Here is a 16,223-nt window from a genome sequence, read left to right on the forward strand (position 1 = left end):
CGCATAATTATTCAAATATATCATAGGCATGAAAAATAAAGTTGCCCGCTTACAAGCTATAAGAGAAATTATTATCCATTCAAGAGTAAAAAGCCAAGATGAAATCTTGAAAAAATTACACGAATTAGGATTTGATTTAACACAGGCTACTTTGTCCCGAGACCTGAAACAATTGAGGATTGCCAAAGTTCCCGGCAATGACGGTTCATATGTATATATTATGCCCGAAATAGGGAGTATAGGCAAATTGATGCAGGAAAAACTATCGGAGAATCCCGAGCGACAAATACCCGGAGGATTCATTTCCATTAATTTCTCAGGAAATTTGTCTGTAATTAAAACAAGACCGGGATATGCAGGAAGTCTCGCATACGATATAGATAGCAATACTCCTCCCGAAGTATTAGGAACTATTGCCGGAGACGATACGGTTTTGGTAATTCTGGAAGAAAACATATCCCATCAACAGGCCATGTTGGCTCTTTCGCCCTTTATCCCGGTTTTACATGACTAATTTTTTAACTGATCCTATAACAACACCTACAACACCTCTTTTAAGGAGAAGAGGTTTACACATCATGGAAGAAATAAAAGTATTTGTAGCCGACGAACGACACATTAAATACGTCGACACGATTCTCGACACAATCGAGAGAGCTGCAAAAATAAGAGGAACCGGAATTGCAAAGCGTTCTCCCGAATATGTAAAACAAAAAATGCTGGAAAGAAAAGCAATCATAGCATTGGACGGAGACAAGTTCGCCGGCTTCTGTTATATCGAAAGTTGGAGCAACAAACAGTTTGTAGCCAACTCGGGATTAATCGTCGTCGATACTTATCGGGGACACGGTTTAGCCAAAAGAATCAAGCGCAAGGCTTTCGAGTTATCCCGCGAACGATTTCCGGAAGCCAAGATATTTGGGTTAACGACTGGCGAAGCAGTCATGAAAATAAATAACGAATTAGGATACAGACCCGTAGCATTTGCTTCGTTAACCGACGACCCTGCCTTTTGGAAAGGGTGCGAAAGTTGTGTGAACTTCGACATCTTGCAACGAAACAATCGACGCATGTGTCTCTGCACAGGCATGCTTTACGATCCTCACGAACATGAAAACAAAGACAACCAAGAACTCAAATAACAAAAACATCATGGCAAAAAAGAAAGTAGTATTAGCTTTTAGCGGAGGCTTGGACACCTCGTTTTGCGTTAAATATCTATCGGAAAAATGCGGATACGACGTATATACAGCCATTGCCAACACCGGAGGTTTTAATCAAGAAGAATTAAAATCCATCGAAGAACGAGCCTATAAATTGGGTGCGGTACAACATGCTACACTCGATATAACACAAGAATATTATCAGAAAAGTATCAAATACATGGTATTCGGGAATATTCTAAGAAACGGGACCTACCCTATTTCTGTCAGTTCCGAACGAATCTTCCAAGCCATAGCCATCATCAATTATGCCAAAGAAATCGGAGCCGATTATGTAGCGCACGGTAGTACCGGAGCCGGAAACGACCAAGTACGGTTCGACCTCACATTCCAAATATTGGCTCCCGAAATCGGGATTATCACTCCGACCCGAGATATGACATTGACTCGTGAATACGAAATAGAATATCTCAAAAAGCACGGATATACAGCCGACTTCAAAAAAATGGAATACTCTATAAACAAAGGTTTGTGGGGAACGAGTATAGGAGGTAAAGAGACGCTAAAAAGCGACCAAACCCTGCCGGAGTCGGCCTATCCGTCACAAATGACAGCTACTCAAAGCAAGACTATCACGCTCGATTTCGTCAAAGGTGAAATCGCCGGGATCAATGGAAAAGCATACGACAATAAAGTCGCTGCGATCCAAGACCTCGAAGCGCTCGCCGCTCCCTATGCCATAGGACGCGATATGCACATCGGAGATACGATCATCGGTATTAAAGGCAGAGTCGGATTCGAAGCAGCCGCACCCATGCTTATTATCGCCGCACATAAGATGTTGGAAAAACACACCCTCACCAAGTGGCAACAATATTGGAAAGATCAAGTAGGCACGTGGTATGGAATGTTTTTACACGAAGCTCAATACCTCGAACCAGTCATGCGCGATATAGAGGCTTTTCTCGATAGTTCGCAACAAAACGTTACCGGACGTGTAATCATCGAACTACACCCTTATCGCTATGTTTTAGTGGGGGTCGAAAGCGATTACGACCTCATGAAATCGGACTTTGGCGAATACGGTGAAGTAAATAAAGCGTGGAGTGCCGACGATGTAAAGGGCTTTACCAAAATTCTGGGTAACCAAATGAAAATTTTCTATTCCGTACAAAATAAAAACAAAAAATAAATTGTAGATTAGACGCCGAATTAAATTATTAAACCCGTAATTATGATAAAAGTAGGTATCATCGGAGGGGCCGGCTACACCGCCGGAGAACTTATAAGACTATTGATCAACCACCCCGATGTAGAAATCATTTTCGTTCACAGTGAAAGTAACGCCGGAAACAAAATTACCGACATACATACCGGCCTGTTCGGTGAAACCGATCTCATATTCACCAGCGAAACTCCTTTCAACGAGATAGACCTGCTTTTCTTCTGCACGGCACACGGAGATACCCGTAAATTCATAGAGAGTCACAACCTTCCCGAAGAACTGCGCATCATCGATTTATCGACCGACTATCGGCTCGATGCTCCCGGTAATGACTTCATATACGGTCTGCCCGAATTGAACAGGAAATACATCATTCGTTCTAAACGAGTGGCCAATCCCGGCTGTTTTGCTACGGCCATTCAATTGGCTCTGCTGCCATTGGCAAAAAATCTGCTGCTGAACAATGAAATCCATGTGCACGCAATCACCGGATCGACAGGAGCCGGGCAAAAACCGTCGCAGACGTCTCATTTCAGTTGGCGCAACGACAATATTTCCATTTATAAACCTTTCACTCATCAACATTTGGACGAAATACGCCAAAGCCTGTCCAAACTGCAAAACAGTTTTTCGGCTCCGATCAACTTTATTCCGGTCAGAGGGAATTTCTCTCGGGGTATTTTCGCTTCGCTGTATCTCGACTGCCCTGTCGAAATAGAGCTATTGAAAGATTTATACAATTCATATTACGACGATCATAATTTTACATTTCTCACCGACAAAATGCCCGACTTGAAACAAGTTGTCAATACCAATAAATGTCTGTTGTATCTCGAAAAACATGATAACAAACTTCTCATCGTTTCTGTGATCGACAATTTGTTAAAAGGGGCATCGGGACAAGCTGTGCATAACATGAATCTGCTTTTCGGATTGCATGAACGGGTTGGCTTACATTTAAAACCATCGGCTTTTTAACAAAAAGATATGAAACTTTTCGACGTATATCCCCTGTTCGATATAGAAATAAAATCGGGGAAAGGCTGTTATACTTACGATACAGAAGGGAATGAATATCTCGACCTCTACGGTGGTCATGCCGTCATTTCCATCGGACACTCGCACCCTTATTATATAAACAAAATCACCGAACAGGCACAAAGACTTACATTTTACTCCAACTCGGTCAAAAACAGTCTCCAACAGCAATTGGCCGATAAATTAGGGAAAATATCGGGATACGAAGACTATTCCCTATTCCTCATCAATTCGGGAGCGGAAGCCAATGAAAACGCTTTGAAACTGGCCTCGTTCCACACGGGGAAGAAAAAGGTAATAGCTTTCTCCAAAGCATTTCACGGGAGAACCTCTGCCGCAGTGAAAGTAACCGACAACCCCAAAATAGTCGCTCCCATCAACGACACTTTTGAAGTGGCTTTTTTACCGCTCAACGACATCGAACGAGTGAAAAAAGAAATTTCGAAGGGAGATGTCTGCGCCGTTATTATCGAAGGCATACAAGGTGTAGGAGGAATACAAGTACCCGACACACAATTTTTGAAAGAACTTAGAAATATATGTACCCAAAATCAGGTCGTTCTCATTCTCGATGAAGTACAATCGGGATATGGTCGAACCGGAAAATTTTTCGCACACCAACACTCCGGCATACGCCCCGATTTGATCACTGTCGCAAAAGGAATGGGCAACGGATTTCCCATCGGCGGTGTCCTCATCAGCCCTGCTTTCACACCGGTCTACGGTATGTTGGGAACCACCTTCGGAGGGAATCATTTAGCCTGCACCGCCGCTTGTGCTGTCCTCGATGTCATGCAAGAAGAAAATTTAATCGAGAATGCAGCCACCGTCGGAGAGTATCTCATATCCCAGCTCAAAACAATACCGCAAATTAAAGACATAAGAGGTAAAGGCCTAATGATAGGACTCGAATTCGATTACCCTGTCAAAGAACTTCGGAACAAGCTACTCTTCGAGCAACATGTATTTACGGGAGCTTCGGGAACGAATGTCATTCGACTGCTTCCGCCTCTGTCGTTATCCAAAGAACAAGCCGATTGTTTTATCGGCAAACTTAAAAACATACTCTCATGAAGATATCAATTATCGGAGGCGGGAACATGGGGGGAGCCATAGCCCGCGGATTGTCTCAAAGTTCAATCGTTGCCTCGTCGGAAATCACAGTCAGTAACCGAGGAGAAGAAAAACTAAACGAACTCAAATCATTTAATCCTTCGATTCATACGACCACCGACAACAAAGAAGCCGTCAAGGATGCCGATGTTATCATTTTGGCCGTTAAACCCTGGATACTCGACAGTGTGGCATACGACATACGTGAAGTGCTGGACTTTCCCCGGCAAATCATCGTTTCGGTGGTAGCGGGTATCACATTGGAAAGATTGTCCGAATTATTCTCATCGGAAGATGCGGCTCCGGCTATTTTTAGAGTAATACCCAATACGGCCGTCTCTATTCGACAAAGTATGACTCTCATTTCGCCCTACAATGCCGTACCGGAACAAATAGATTATATTCGGTCTCTATTCGACAGCCTCGGGAAAAGCCTTCTCATCGAAGAGAATCTGATGACAGCAGGGACAGCACTCTGCTCCTGCGGAACAGCTTTTGTCATGCGTTATATGAGAGCGGCCATCGAAGGAGGAATAGAGATGGGAATTTATCCCAAAGATGCGGCTTTACTCGTAGAACAAACGGTCAAAGGTGCAGCGGAATTATTATTGACTAACGGCTCCCACCCCGAAGTCGAGATAGACAAAGTAACTACTCCCGGCGGTATTACCATAAAAGGTCTGAACGAAATGGAAGCCGCAGGATTCTCCTCCGCAGTTATCCGAGGATTGAAAGCCGCCAAATAACAAAATCGGGTTCTATTCTCACTACCATCATAAGCCCCGTTAGAGCAGACTAACGGGGCATTTTTGTAAACCATACAAGGAGTCGTTTGTTTTCTTTTCGATTATATTGGTTACCAATCAAAGATAAGATACACCTTAACTCAAAAAAAACGAATAGACCTGTCTTGTTCTATGCGTAACTTTCACTATCTTTGACGCTACGAAGATACGATGCGATTCGGCATAGCCAAGCCGGAAACAAGATTTCCGTTTGCTTCTGCTCCCATCTTTCACTATCTTTGAAAATTATTTTTACAATCACTCAACGACTATGTCAGTAAATAAGGTTATTCTGATAGGGAATGTAGGAAAAGACCCAGATGTTCGATACCTCGAAAACAATGTATGTGTCGCCAATTTCACATTGGCTACGACAGAGCGTGGATATACGACCCAAAGCGGTATACAAATACCCGATAAAACAGAATGGCACAACATCGTGGTTTGGCGCGGATTAGCCGAAATAGCAGAAAAGTATGTCCGCAAAGGGACTCAACTATATATCGAAGGCAAAATTCGCACTCGTTCATGGGAAGACCAAAACAAGATTCGTCGATACACAACCGAAATTTATGTCGACAATATGGAATTATTGGGCCGACGCGACGGACAATCATCACCGAGTTCTGCACCAGTAATGTCCCAGTCGCAAAATAATCCCTCTCCGGCAAACACAAGTTACAATTCCCCTATTGAAAATAGTAGCGATGATGATTTGCCTTTCTAATATAATATTGTAATTTTGCGAGAAATTAACTGGTATCTATGTATTTATAAAATGGAAAAATACGGCCGAAATAGATAAAATTCGGCAGATACCCATTGTTTAACTAATCCCACTGATTCTTGGACCCAGATTCGTATTTATCGGTATTCTCCTCAGCCATAGAAATTACAGCTCCGTCAGGAGGAGCTATTTTAGCAATCGTATTGGCCGGATTATTTTTGTGTGTTTCTGCATTTGTCTCAGCTTCCGAAATAGCCTATTTCTCCCTCACGTCCGAAGAGTTACAAGAATTCGATGAAGAATCCCCTCGGGATCGTTTAGTCAAACGATTACTTGCCCACCCCGAACACCTTTTAGCTACGATACTTATATCAAACAACTTAGTCAATGTAGCAGTCGTTATCCTTTGCAATTTTTTCTTCTCAGATATTCTACACTTCAATAGTGAAGTATTGGACTTTATTTTCCAGACAATCCTGCTCACCTTCCTCCTTCTCTTATTCGGAGAAGTGATTCCTAAATTTTATGCAAATCTAAAACCTGTCGTTTGGGCTAGGAAAAGCTGCAAAGGATTGTCTTTATTAGGAAAAATATTCTCCCCGCTGGCCAATTTCTTGGTTCGTTCAACCCATATCGTAAATAAACGTATCGTACGAAAAAACACCAACATTTCCATGAATGAACTTTCGCAGGCTCTGGAAATGACAAATGTCGGAGCTAACGACGAAAAAGAAATGCTCGAAGGGATTATAAAATTCGGAGGTAAAACGGTCGAAGAAGTCATGACAGCCCGGGTCGACATCACCGATATTGAAATGCGGACAGATTTCAAACAACTCCTCGACACGATTATCGAAACCGGATACTCCCGGCTCCCGGTCTACGATACGACCGAGGACGACATTAAAGGAATCATATACAGTAAAGACCTATTACCCTACATTGGTCAAGAGGCATCGTTCGATTGGCACAAATTAATGCGCCGAGCTTATTTCGTTCCCGAGACGAAAATGATAGACGATTTGTTAGAAGAATTCCGCACGAAAAAAATACACATGGCAATCGTTGTCGATGAGTTCGGAGGCACATCGGGAATAGTGACTATGGAAGATATTTTGGAAGAAATAGTCGGTGACATCAGCGACGAATATGACGAGGAAGAGAAAAACTATACGAAGATAGATGAAAACACCTATATATTCGAAGGGAAAATACTTTTAAATGACTTTTACAAAATCACAGGACTAGACGAAAATGAATTCGGTGACAAAGCAGAAGATGCCGAGACGCTGGCCGGACTTATTTTAGATATCAAAGAAGACTTCCCCAAAATAAAAGAACAAATCGATTATGGAAGATGCCAGTTCATCGTACTCGAACTAGACAAACGGCGTATCGGTAAAGTAAAAGTGATTATCAATTCCCCTTCGGAAGAGTGAAGCAAACCATCGATTCATATCCACACTTTCACATGCGATTGAATAAAGCCATACTATATACGACCCTCTTCATAACTATGGGACCGGTAATATTTTCCTGCCACAGAAAATATACACCTCTTCCAGACGGATACTTTCGTATAGACCCATACCCCGAAGAATATAAAGAAATGACTTTATTATCCCCTTTTATTTCTTTCGAAATTCCAGACGGGACAACAGCTACCCTCGACAAAGACACCACATTACACAAAAACGACGTTAAATGGCTAAACATAAGATATCCTCGTTATAGAGCCACTATTTATTGCAGTTATCACATCTTGCACAAAAATCTCGAAAGCCTGCTGAACGAAAGTAAAGACTTGGTTTACAGGCAAAGTATTCGTCCGGACTTCATAAAAGCAGGTAATTACGAAGATCCTGAACGAAAAATCTATGCAACCTTGTATAACCTCTCTGCCGAAAGTGCTACGCCTTTACAATTTGTAGTTACCGACAGTACCCGATACTTGCTGAGAGGAGCTCTTTATTTCGATGAATCCGGCAAAAGCGACTCTATCGCTCCGGTCATCGACTACTTATCAGATGATATTATTCACCTAATCGAAAGTATCGAAACTCGTGCCGAATAATGCCTTTTCACGAACACATATCGACAAAATTCGGAGCAACAATCGTTTTGTGGCAGCTCACAGAAAATGAACAGACCATAGCCACCCTGCTTTCAGAAAAAGAGCGAAGCCTCATAGACTCACAAAATCTTTCCCCCAAGCGATTCTGCGAACGAGCTGCCTCCCGATTATCGCTAAACAGAATAAAAGAAACTCTAAACGACGATATAACCTACACCGCCGAGGGTAAACCTCACTTACTCAGGAAGTCCGGTCACATATCGATTTCACACACAAAAGAATGGGTAGCTGTGGCTTACCACCCTTTCTTACCGATAGGAATAGACATCGAACGAATCGGCGAAAAAATAGAAAAAGTAGCCCCACGCGTATTTAACGCCCCTGAATTGAATATATCATCAGAGAATCGGGGAAAATGGTTACACATCTGCTGGTCGGCAAAAGAAGCCCTTTTCAAAGCTATACCCGAGACCGGGATAGACTTTCGGGAACACTTGCATATCGTCCCCGCCCTCCTTACAGAAGAAGGCTACCTATCGGCGTGGGAGACTCGTACCGAAGCCACAAAAGCCTACACCGTTTGGTATCGCATATACGATGATTTCGTACTCGTCTGTACGGTCCCTTTACAATAATTCGGCCTTAAACCCGGCGGCACGCACAGCCTCTACAACTTTCTCCGCAGGCACATCGGCTTTCACCGTCAATAATTTATCGGGAGACGACAAATCGATACTCCACTGCTCAGGAGTCAAAAACGTATTTAGCTGTTCCGCTATCTTGGCAACACAACCGGCACACTTGGCCGAAGTTTTTACTTGTATCATTTCACTATATTTTTTAATTATTCTTTATCGTAACCTCAAACTGTTGAGTATCACCGATACCGAGCTGAATGCCATAGCAGCACTCGCCCACATGGGAGACAATAATATACCTACGGGATAAAGGACTCCGGCTGCAATAGGGATGCACACTACATTATAACCGAAAGCCCAAAAAAGATTCTCCCGGATAATTCTTACGGTCTTTCGCGATAGCTTTATCGCTCTCGGCAACAAAGCCAAGTCCGAGTTCATCAAAGTCACCATAGCTATATCCATAGCCACATCGGTTCCCTTTCCCATAGCCACACTCACATCGGCCCGTGCCAATGCCTGTGAATCGTTAATGCCATCGCCGACCATAGCCACACATTTGCCCCGACGTTGCAAATCCAAGACAAAACGTTCCTTATCATCGGGCAAAACACCCCATTCATAATGGGTAATTCCTGCTTGACGAGCGATTTCGGAAGCCGCAGACTCTTTATCACCGGTAAGCATACAAACCTCTACTCCATACGACTCCAATTGACGTACTGCCTCTTTCGAATTTTCCTTCAAAGCATCTTTTACTTCAAAAGCAGCTACCAACGAATCTCCTTTACCAAAATAGATAGAAAACAAATCGGGTAATAAAACACCCACATTCTCTTCCGCCAATGCCTTGCTTCCAATCCAGAATTTCTCACCTCGGTATTCACACATTACACCTTTTCCCGTAATACTTTCAAAAGCCGATATTTCGACAGGCTTGACCCCCTTCTGTCGCAAATACTCCGAAAGCGACACTGCCAAAGGGTGCTCCGAACGCATTTCGGCTGCCAACAATACCGACACATACTCTTCGAAACCAGAGTATAATTTCTCGCCGACCACCTTCGGCGTTCCTTCGGTCAAGGTTCCGGTCTTATCCAGAACAATTGCATTCACACGGCACATGTTCTCCAAAGCAAAGGCATCTTTGATGAGGATATGCTGTTGCGCCGCTTTACCGATACCTACGGTTAAAGCGGTAGGCGTAGCCAATCCTAATGCACACGGACAAGCGATAACCAATACCGAGACTGCGGTTAATAACGCATAAGGAAACATGTTCCACCCGGCAACCGAAATCCAAATCACAAAAGTAAGTATAGATAACAAAATAACTACCGGTACAAAAACAGACGAAACCTTATCGACCACCCCCTGAACAGGAGCCTTACTCCCCTGCGCCTCCTGAACCATACGAACCATACGGGCAAGTACGGTATCGGCTCCCGAAGCCTGCACGTTCAACAAAAAAGCGCCACGCTGGTTCAACGTTCCGGCCAAAACCCTATCCCCGGCTTGTTTCTTCACGGCCTCAGACTCCCCGCTGATCATACTTTCATCTACATAAGAACCACCTTCCAAAACAGTCCCGTCCACCGGTATTTTCTCACCGGGGCGAACACTCACTGTATCCCCGGGAAGAAGCATAGCAATAGGTACATCTTTTTCTTCCCCGTCCTTTCCGACCAGCCTTGCCGTCTTGGGCTGCAATCCCATTAAAGAACGGATAGAAGCCGATGTGCTCTGCTTAGCCCTCGCTTCCAATAATTTCCCCGACAAAACAAAAGCTATAATCATAGCAACCGCTTCGTAATAGACATGCGGAACAAGTCCCAAAGAAAGCCAAAAATACGGATAAATCGTACTGAACAAGCTGAACAGAAAAGACACGGCAGTACTCAACATTACCAAAGTGTCCATATTGGCTCGTCCTCGTTTTACAGCCTTCCAACCCGATACATAGAACGAACGCCCCCAATATAACACCGGAAGAGTCAGTGCGAGCAATATCCAAGTAAGAATCTGTGAAGGAGAATGAAAAATCATCGACAATACCATCACCGGCAATCCGAAACTCCAAGCACCAATGGTTCTTCTTCGCAAATCGAGATAAAGACGATGTTCGGCATCAATAGCATCAGCCTCCGCATTTTCCGAAATAACCAAGTCATATCCTGCGGCACTTACCGCAGCCTGCATATCCTTCAACGAAATCTTATCGGGATCATAAACCACCTGCAATGTATTAGCCGAAAAATTCACACTCGCCTCTTCGACCCCGGTCAACTCCCGAACAGTCTTCTCGACTGTTGCCGCACAAACGGCACAACTCATTTCCAAAACGGGTATTACTCTTTTTTCCATACTATCCCTTTAATTAGAAATTAACACCCTATCCTCGATTTTGCTCACCAAATCGAAAAAAATAACAACCTTTCAGGCATCGCCTCCATCATCGAGCTGCTGCAACATGGTGCACTTTCCGTTCAACACGGCTCCGGGCTCTATCGCCAACCGTCGAGCCTGTATATCGCCCTCCAAAGAAGATGTCGCTTTCAACACCAACATCTCGGCCACCATTACATTACCGGTTATACGCCCTACCACTTCGGCATTCACAGCAACAATATCCCCTATCACCTGACCGGTCTCCCCGATGACAACCTTACCCTGACATTCCAATCGTCCCTCCAAAGCCCCGTCTATGCGAATATCTTTTTGCGAAACTATCTTCCCGACAATCGTAGTCTCCGCTGTCAGAGCATTATGCGCCATACCCGAAAAAGTATTATCCTTTGCCATAATATAATCTTATTTATTGACTCCAAAGATAACATAAACCAAAGGTAAAAACAAGTTTACCAGATTTTACGAGATACAGTCCATCTCCACATCTCATACAAAAATAATGAGAATAGGCCGAAATGTCATAGATTTCGGCCTATAATATTCAGAAAGAGATTTCAATTTTAAAGCTATACGACAGAAAGCTTATATAATGTAGTGTGGTGATAAGGTTTCTCAGGAAACACAACCCCTTGTGGGAATTCTGAATGATTCGGAAAATCTGGGAAGTATTGAGTTTCAAGACAAAATCCACACATAGGAGTATACTTATACCCTTGCTTCCCGACAATCTGCGATGATAAATACCCACTAGAATAAAATAATACTCCCGGATATGTAGTAAAGACATCGAGTTTTCGCCTCGATTTAGGTTCATACACGCTTGCTGCCCATTTCATCTTTCGCTCATCATACAAGGAGAAAACATAACAATGGTTATAACCTCTGTTCCATTCGAGTTGTTGCGTTTGTTTCTCAATATCCTTACCTATATTTTTTCCATACCGAAAATCGAATTCCGTTGCCTCTACCGGAAGAATACCCCCAGAAGGAATAAACTCTGCATTTGTTTCAAGAATATAGCTCGACGGTATTGTGACTCTATGTTGTAGTATATCTCCTTTGCCAGCAAGATTGAAATAAGCATGATTGGTCAAATTAAGTACAGTAAGACGATCCGACACTCCATCGAAATCAATAGAAACCATTCCGTCAGAAGTAAAACTATAAGAGACCGTCACCTCGACATTTCCCGGATATCCACCTTCTAAATGAGCAGAAGACAAACGAAATACAATTTTGTTTCCCTCATAACTTCCTTTCCAAATTTTAGAATGGAAACCTGAATACCCTCCATGATTTGTATTCGCCCCATCGTTTTTCTCCAATGTATATTCATGATCCTCCAAAGAGAAAGTCGCTCCTGCTATACGATTGGCAAATCTACCCACAATAGCACCCATATAGCAATCATCTTGCAAATAATCCAACACAGTGGGGTATCCCAACAAAATATCGGAATACTTTCCGTTCCCATCAGAAACAACCCACGACAACCATCTCGCTCCCAAATTGCTTACTTCAATATAAGAGCCATCAGAATGGGCAATACGAAAAACTTGTATTTGAGGTTCCCTATTCATTTCAATCAGATCAACGCATTATACGAAACACCAGAACATCTTTCTTGGGTATACAAACCCGCACATTTTTCTTGAATTTCACCTCTTTTCCAGACCATAATTCTTTGGCCTTATAAGTAGAAAATTCCCTTAACCCGAGACGAGACAATGGCAAATCATAAGTGAGATCATAGCCCGAATAATTAAACGCAGCTAAGTAAACCTCTTTTCCCGTATCATACATAAATAGGAAATCTGCTCCGTCCATATTTCCATTTACCGGACGGAAACTTTTCCCCATTTTAGCTATCGCATTTATATCCTCATTTGTCAAAAATTTACGAGCCTTATCCTTAGCCACTTGAATCCCCGAAATATAACTCAAATCATCTCCATTCATAAAGATCCCAGTAATAACGCCTGATGTTATACGAGCTCGATTTTCCCCATCGGAAACTGGTTCTAGCAACAGATGATCTGGATCGTTATAAGTATATACTTGATTAAGCCACCACCCATAAGTCAAAGAGTTCAACGTGTATTCTGTATCTCCTATTCCGGCCCAAGCATCGCATGCGATACGACGAGAGTGAGCATACTGCGATGGGAACAAAGGTGAAATAGCCATAGTAATATACATACCCTCCATCTGTTCAAGTAAATAGGCCATTCCTTTGTTATACGCCTGCATACCGGTTTGAACCTCTGGATCGTAATAATAATCGGCTTCGGCACAACCATGCGTTAAGAAATCAATTTTAATGTATTCATATCCCAATCGTTTAAATCGCTCTGCTGTTTCACGGATACGTTCTTTAATTGCCGGATGCGTAGGATCCATAGCCAACCCACCGGCAACCATATTCTGAGTTTTACCGTTAGCATACAAATAAGCATCTTTACACTTATATCCTGAACTACCGTTGATATAGGCCTCGGGATCTCTCCCCCAATCCGAGAAAGGTGTAAAATATATACCAGCTTTTTGTCCATTTGCTTTACAATGTCTCGCAATATCAGCCAACTGCTCATCACTCATTTTGGCCCAACCAGCATCCATTCCGATATATACAATACCATTATTCTCGAAATTATTGTTTTGCAGATTCTCCTTAAAGAAATCGGATACTTCAAGTACTTTTTCATAGGATAACCGGAACTCCATCTTAGCCCAACTATTCCAACCGAAAGGTGTTCCTAAATTCCACGGTAACGGAGGTGCTATTGTCGCACAAGCCCGTCCGAACTCTTCCATACCGTCACGCCAATCTTCAAAATATCCGAAAAAGGTTTTCGGCGAACGAACAGTTTTCCCTTTTACCTTGCCATGAGGGAGCACATCTCTTGTCCCTTCTCCCGACGCTCCGGTATAAAGTTCAAGACGAGATATGATACCGGGTTCATCGGACTCTATGCGAACACCGCTCTTCCATGTATCGTGTTCCACCGATCCGATAACGATTCCCCTGCGAGTATCTGCATTATAAACAGCACTTACTTCAAAGCTGTTTACCCCGCCTCTCAAATCGGAAGAACGATAGCGTACCCATTTGTCGTTATCAAACGGAACGATAAGAACACGATTATCGCCCTTTCCCAAAATATCACAACGGGTGTCGGGTTCAGTAGAAATAGGACGCAGATAATTGGTTTCAACACCTTTTTCGTCGCTCAGCGCCACATCGGTAAGGAAATAATCTTTCCCCTCATATAAGAAAAAACGCTGTATGACAGAAGGTAAATTTTCTCCCGATCTCGTCACAGTAAAACACATTCCCGTTCCGAAACCGTCCGTTATTTCTTCCTGTCCAATCTCATATTCAGTATACGTTCCTGAAACACCCGTACCCACTTTATCGAACACCGTTTTACCTTGATATATGTATTCGGCACTACCCGTAGAAAGAGTATATTTCAAATGCCATTTCCCATATTTGAAATCGGCCGTATTCCCACCGGCCATAACTATCTGTCCGATAAAGACCAAAAACAATGTGACTACACAAATTTTTCTTCTCATATTCAAAAAACGATATTTTTATTTTTCAAACGGATAGGGGAAAAGGTCCGATTTCACATGAGCCTGCTTTATAAAAATTTCCATTTGCTCCACGATATCGGGGTGCTGTTCAGACACATCGCAATCTTCATGAACATCGTTTTCAAGATTGAAAAGTTGCATAGGAGCTTGGGGATTCTTACCAAAATTCAATTTAACTCCTTTCCAATTTCCCATTCGTACAGCAACGCGTCCGCCTCTTTCATGAAATTCCCAATACAGATATTCATGTTGTTTTTGGCCTTTCCCGCCAAATAATGTAGGAGCAAAAGATATACCGTCACACTCACCTTTTATTTCGCCACCAGCAATATCGGCCAAAGTGGGCATAACGTCCCAAAATGCCGAGATATGGTCGCTACAAGTTCCGGCCTCCACTTTCCCCGGTGCCCAAGCAATCAAAGGGACACGGATACCACCCTCATACATATCTCTCTTAATACCACGAAAAGGACCATAACTATTGAAAAAATCGGGATCTGCCCCGCCTTCTTGATGAGGGCCATTGTCGCTAGCGAAAAATACGATAGTATTCTTATCCAATCCTAATCTTTTCAATGTTTGCATAATTTCGCCGACATAAGCATCGAAACGAGTCACCATCGAAGCGAAATCGGCATGTGGGTTTTCAGAAGAACAATACCCTCCGTACTTATAATATGGATTCTTTATGTCGTCGACACCTTCATAAGGTTTGCCTTCCTCGATTTTACCCTTATACATGGCAAGAATGGAATCTTCGGGCGACACCAATTCGGCATGTGGCAGAATATAAGGCAGATACAAAAAGAAAGGTTTCGATTGATTATCAACGATAAACTGCAACGCTTTTTCCTGTATCAAATCCTGAGCATAAGTTTCGGTTTTACTCCCCTCATTTCCGGGCAGCATCACTTTCTCTTGATTATGCCACAAATGATAAGGATAATAGTGATGAGCCTGACGTTGGCAATTATACCCGAAGAACTCATCGAATCCGAGATTGGTTGGATCACCCTCTGAACACGGATAGCCCAACCCCCATTTACCGAATGCACCGGTCGCATACCCGGCATCCTTCATCATACGAGCAAGCGTATAGGTGTTGCCCGGCAGTGGTTCTTCACCCTCAGTACCATGACTTTGATTTCCCCGAATATAGGTATGTCCCGTATGCTGCCCCGTCATTAGACAAGAGCGCGAGGGGGCACTTACCGTACAACCCGAATAATGCTGCGTGAACAACATTCCTTCCTCAGCAAGCCTGTCGATATTAGGAGTTTTTATAATCTTTTGCCCATAACACCCCAAATCTCCGTACCCGAGGTCATCGGCAAGTATATAAATAACATTCATTTTCTGCTTTTTGCTTTTGGTCGTGCAAGAGCTGCTTATCAACACCCCCAAAAGAGCGACACTCAAAAATACTTTTTTCATATATAGTAATTAGAATA

At 43.0% G+C, this 16,223-nt stretch carries 16 protein-coding genes; 10 read left to right on the forward strand and 6 right to left on the reverse strand.

Features of this window, described 5'->3' with window-relative positions; all coding sequences use genetic code 11:
- Positions 1–28 precede the first annotated feature (28 nt).
- The 10 genes from NBH06_RS07535 (at position 29) to NBH06_RS07580 (ending at position 8,760) form a co-directional block, all read left to right on the forward strand.
- On the forward strand, positions 29–514 hold the full coding sequence (locus NBH06_RS07535) for an arginine repressor (RefSeq protein ID WP_008862651.1): 486 nt from the start codon (positions 29–31) through the stop codon (positions 512–514).
- Between the two features lie 64 nt (positions 515–578).
- Positions 579–1,142, forward strand: a complete 564-nt coding sequence (locus tag NBH06_RS07540) for a GNAT family N-acetyltransferase (RefSeq protein WP_008862652.1) — start codon at positions 579–581, stop codon at positions 1,140–1,142.
- Between the two features lie 10 nt (positions 1,143–1,152).
- Positions 1,153–2,355 (forward strand): argininosuccinate synthase, encoded by a 1,203-nt coding sequence (locus tag NBH06_RS07545; protein ID WP_250793578.1) that lies wholly within the window; start codon positions 1,153–1,155, stop codon positions 2,353–2,355.
- 42 nt (positions 2,356–2,397) lie between these two features.
- The gene (argC, locus tag NBH06_RS07550; RefSeq protein WP_046415053.1) at positions 2,398–3,366 is read left to right on the forward strand and encodes an N-acetyl-gamma-glutamyl-phosphate reductase; all 969 of its coding nucleotides are present in this window, start codon (positions 2,398–2,400) and stop codon (positions 3,364–3,366) included.
- 9 nt (positions 3,367–3,375) lie between these two features.
- Positions 3,376–4,500, forward strand: a complete 1,125-nt coding sequence (locus NBH06_RS07555; protein ID WP_250793580.1) for an aspartate aminotransferase family protein — start codon at positions 3,376–3,378, stop codon at positions 4,498–4,500.
- Positions 4,497–5,285, forward strand: a complete 789-nt coding sequence (proC, locus tag NBH06_RS07560) for a pyrroline-5-carboxylate reductase (RefSeq protein WP_250793581.1) — start codon at positions 4,497–4,499, stop codon at positions 5,283–5,285. Before NBH06_RS07555 ends, proC begins: the two co-directional genes overlap by 4 nt.
- A gap of 310 nt (positions 5,286–5,595) precedes the next feature.
- A complete protein-coding gene (locus NBH06_RS07565; RefSeq protein ID WP_046411643.1) occupies positions 5,596–6,051 on the forward strand; it encodes a single-stranded DNA-binding protein in 456 nt (151 codons plus the stop codon).
- Positions 6,052–6,170: 119 nt separating this feature from the next.
- Positions 6,171–7,490: a gliding motility-associated protein GldE gene (gene gldE / locus NBH06_RS07570; protein WP_250793582.1), complete on the forward strand. Its 1,320-nt coding sequence runs from the start codon at positions 6,171–6,173 to the stop codon at positions 7,488–7,490.
- Between the two features lie 32 nt (positions 7,491–7,522).
- On the forward strand, positions 7,523–8,125 hold the full coding sequence (gene gldD, locus NBH06_RS07575) for a gliding motility lipoprotein GldD (RefSeq protein ID WP_008862659.1): 603 nt from the start codon (positions 7,523–7,525) through the stop codon (positions 8,123–8,125).
- Positions 8,125–8,760: a 4'-phosphopantetheinyl transferase family protein gene (locus NBH06_RS07580; RefSeq protein WP_021891466.1), complete on the forward strand. Its 636-nt coding sequence runs from the start codon at positions 8,125–8,127 to the stop codon at positions 8,758–8,760. The genes gldD and NBH06_RS07580 overlap by 1 nt, the downstream gene beginning before the upstream one ends.
- Here the strand turns inward: NBH06_RS07580 and NBH06_RS07585 are convergent.
- From NBH06_RS07585 to NBH06_RS07610, 6 genes are all read right to left on the reverse strand, one after another.
- On the reverse strand, positions 8,752–8,952 hold the full coding sequence (locus NBH06_RS07585; RefSeq protein ID WP_021891467.1) for a heavy-metal-associated domain-containing protein: 201 nt from the start codon (positions 8,950–8,952) through the stop codon (positions 8,752–8,754). The two genes, NBH06_RS07580 and NBH06_RS07585, sit on opposite strands and share 9 nt — an antisense overlap.
- A 24-nt stretch (positions 8,953–8,976) precedes the next feature.
- Positions 8,977–11,127: a heavy metal translocating P-type ATPase gene (locus tag NBH06_RS07590; protein ID WP_250793583.1), complete on the reverse strand. Its 2,151-nt coding sequence runs from the start codon at positions 11,125–11,127 to the stop codon at positions 8,977–8,979.
- A 72-nt stretch (positions 11,128–11,199) separates the two neighbouring features.
- Positions 11,200–11,565: a bactofilin family protein gene (locus tag NBH06_RS07595; RefSeq protein WP_250793584.1), complete on the reverse strand. Its 366-nt coding sequence runs from the start codon at positions 11,563–11,565 to the stop codon at positions 11,200–11,202.
- Positions 11,566–11,738: 173 nt separating this feature from the next.
- On the reverse strand, positions 11,739–12,752 hold the full coding sequence (locus tag NBH06_RS07600) for an aldose epimerase family protein (RefSeq protein WP_008862664.1): 1,014 nt from the start codon (positions 12,750–12,752) through the stop codon (positions 11,739–11,741).
- A 10-nt stretch (positions 12,753–12,762) separates the two neighbouring features.
- Entirely contained in the window at positions 12,763–14,751 is a 1,989-nt protein-coding gene (locus NBH06_RS07605) for an alpha-galactosidase (RefSeq protein ID WP_250793585.1), read from the reverse strand.
- A gap of 18 nt (positions 14,752–14,769) precedes the next feature.
- Positions 14,770–16,206, reverse strand: coding sequence for an arylsulfatase (locus NBH06_RS07610; RefSeq protein WP_008862666.1), 1,437 nt, complete (start codon positions 16,204–16,206; stop codon positions 14,770–14,772).
- Positions 16,207–16,223: the final 17 nt, after the last annotated feature.

This window comes from Barnesiella sp. B2-R-119, from assembly GCF_023656675.1.
Taxonomy (GTDB): Bacteria; Bacteroidota; Bacteroidia; order Bacteroidales; family Barnesiellaceae; genus Barnesiella; species Barnesiella intestinihominis.

Excerpts from the sequence above, each read along its gene's own strand:
- NBH06_RS07535 (WP_008862651.1), top strand. The coding sequence starts at position 29 with ATGAAAAATAAAGTTGCCCGCTTACAAGCTATAAGAGAAATTATTATC.
- NBH06_RS07540 (WP_008862652.1), top strand. The coding sequence starts at position 579 with ATGGAAGAAATAAAAGTATTTGTAGCCGACGAACGACACATTAAATAC.
- NBH06_RS07545 (WP_250793578.1), top strand. The coding sequence starts at position 1,153 with ATGGCAAAAAAGAAAGTAGTATTAGCTTTTAGCGGAGGCTTGGACACC.
- argC (WP_046415053.1), top strand. The coding sequence starts at position 2,398 with ATGATAAAAGTAGGTATCATCGGAGGGGCCGGCTACACCGCCGGAGAA.
- NBH06_RS07555 (WP_250793580.1), top strand. The coding sequence starts at position 3,376 with ATGAAACTTTTCGACGTATATCCCCTGTTCGATATAGAAATAAAATCG.
- proC (WP_250793581.1), top strand. The coding sequence starts at position 4,497 with ATGAAGATATCAATTATCGGAGGCGGGAACATGGGGGGAGCCATAGCC.
- NBH06_RS07565 (WP_046411643.1), top strand. The coding sequence starts at position 5,596 with ATGTCAGTAAATAAGGTTATTCTGATAGGGAATGTAGGAAAAGACCCA.
- gldD (WP_008862659.1), top strand. The coding sequence starts at position 7,523 with ATGCGATTGAATAAAGCCATACTATATACGACCCTCTTCATAACTATG.
- NBH06_RS07580 (WP_021891466.1), top strand. The coding sequence starts at position 8,125 with ATGCCTTTTCACGAACACATATCGACAAAATTCGGAGCAACAATCGTT.
- NBH06_RS07585 (WP_021891467.1), bottom strand. The coding sequence starts at position 8,952 with ATGATACAAGTAAAAACTTCGGCCAAGTGTGCCGGTTGTGTTGCCAAG.
- NBH06_RS07590 (WP_250793583.1), bottom strand. The coding sequence starts at position 11,127 with ATGGAAAAAAGAGTAATACCCGTTTTGGAAATGAGTTGTGCCGTTTGT.
- NBH06_RS07595 (WP_250793584.1), bottom strand. The coding sequence starts at position 11,565 with ATGGCAAAGGATAATACTTTTTCGGGTATGGCGCATAATGCTCTGACA.
- NBH06_RS07600 (WP_008862664.1), bottom strand. The coding sequence starts at position 12,752 with ATGAATAGGGAACCTCAAATACAAGTTTTTCGTATTGCCCATTCTGAT.
- NBH06_RS07605 (WP_250793585.1), bottom strand. The coding sequence starts at position 14,751 with ATGAGAAGAAAAATTTGTGTAGTCACATTGTTTTTGGTCTTTATCGGA.
- NBH06_RS07610 (WP_008862666.1), bottom strand. The coding sequence starts at position 16,206 with ATGAAAAAAGTATTTTTGAGTGTCGCTCTTTTGGGGGTGTTGATAAGC.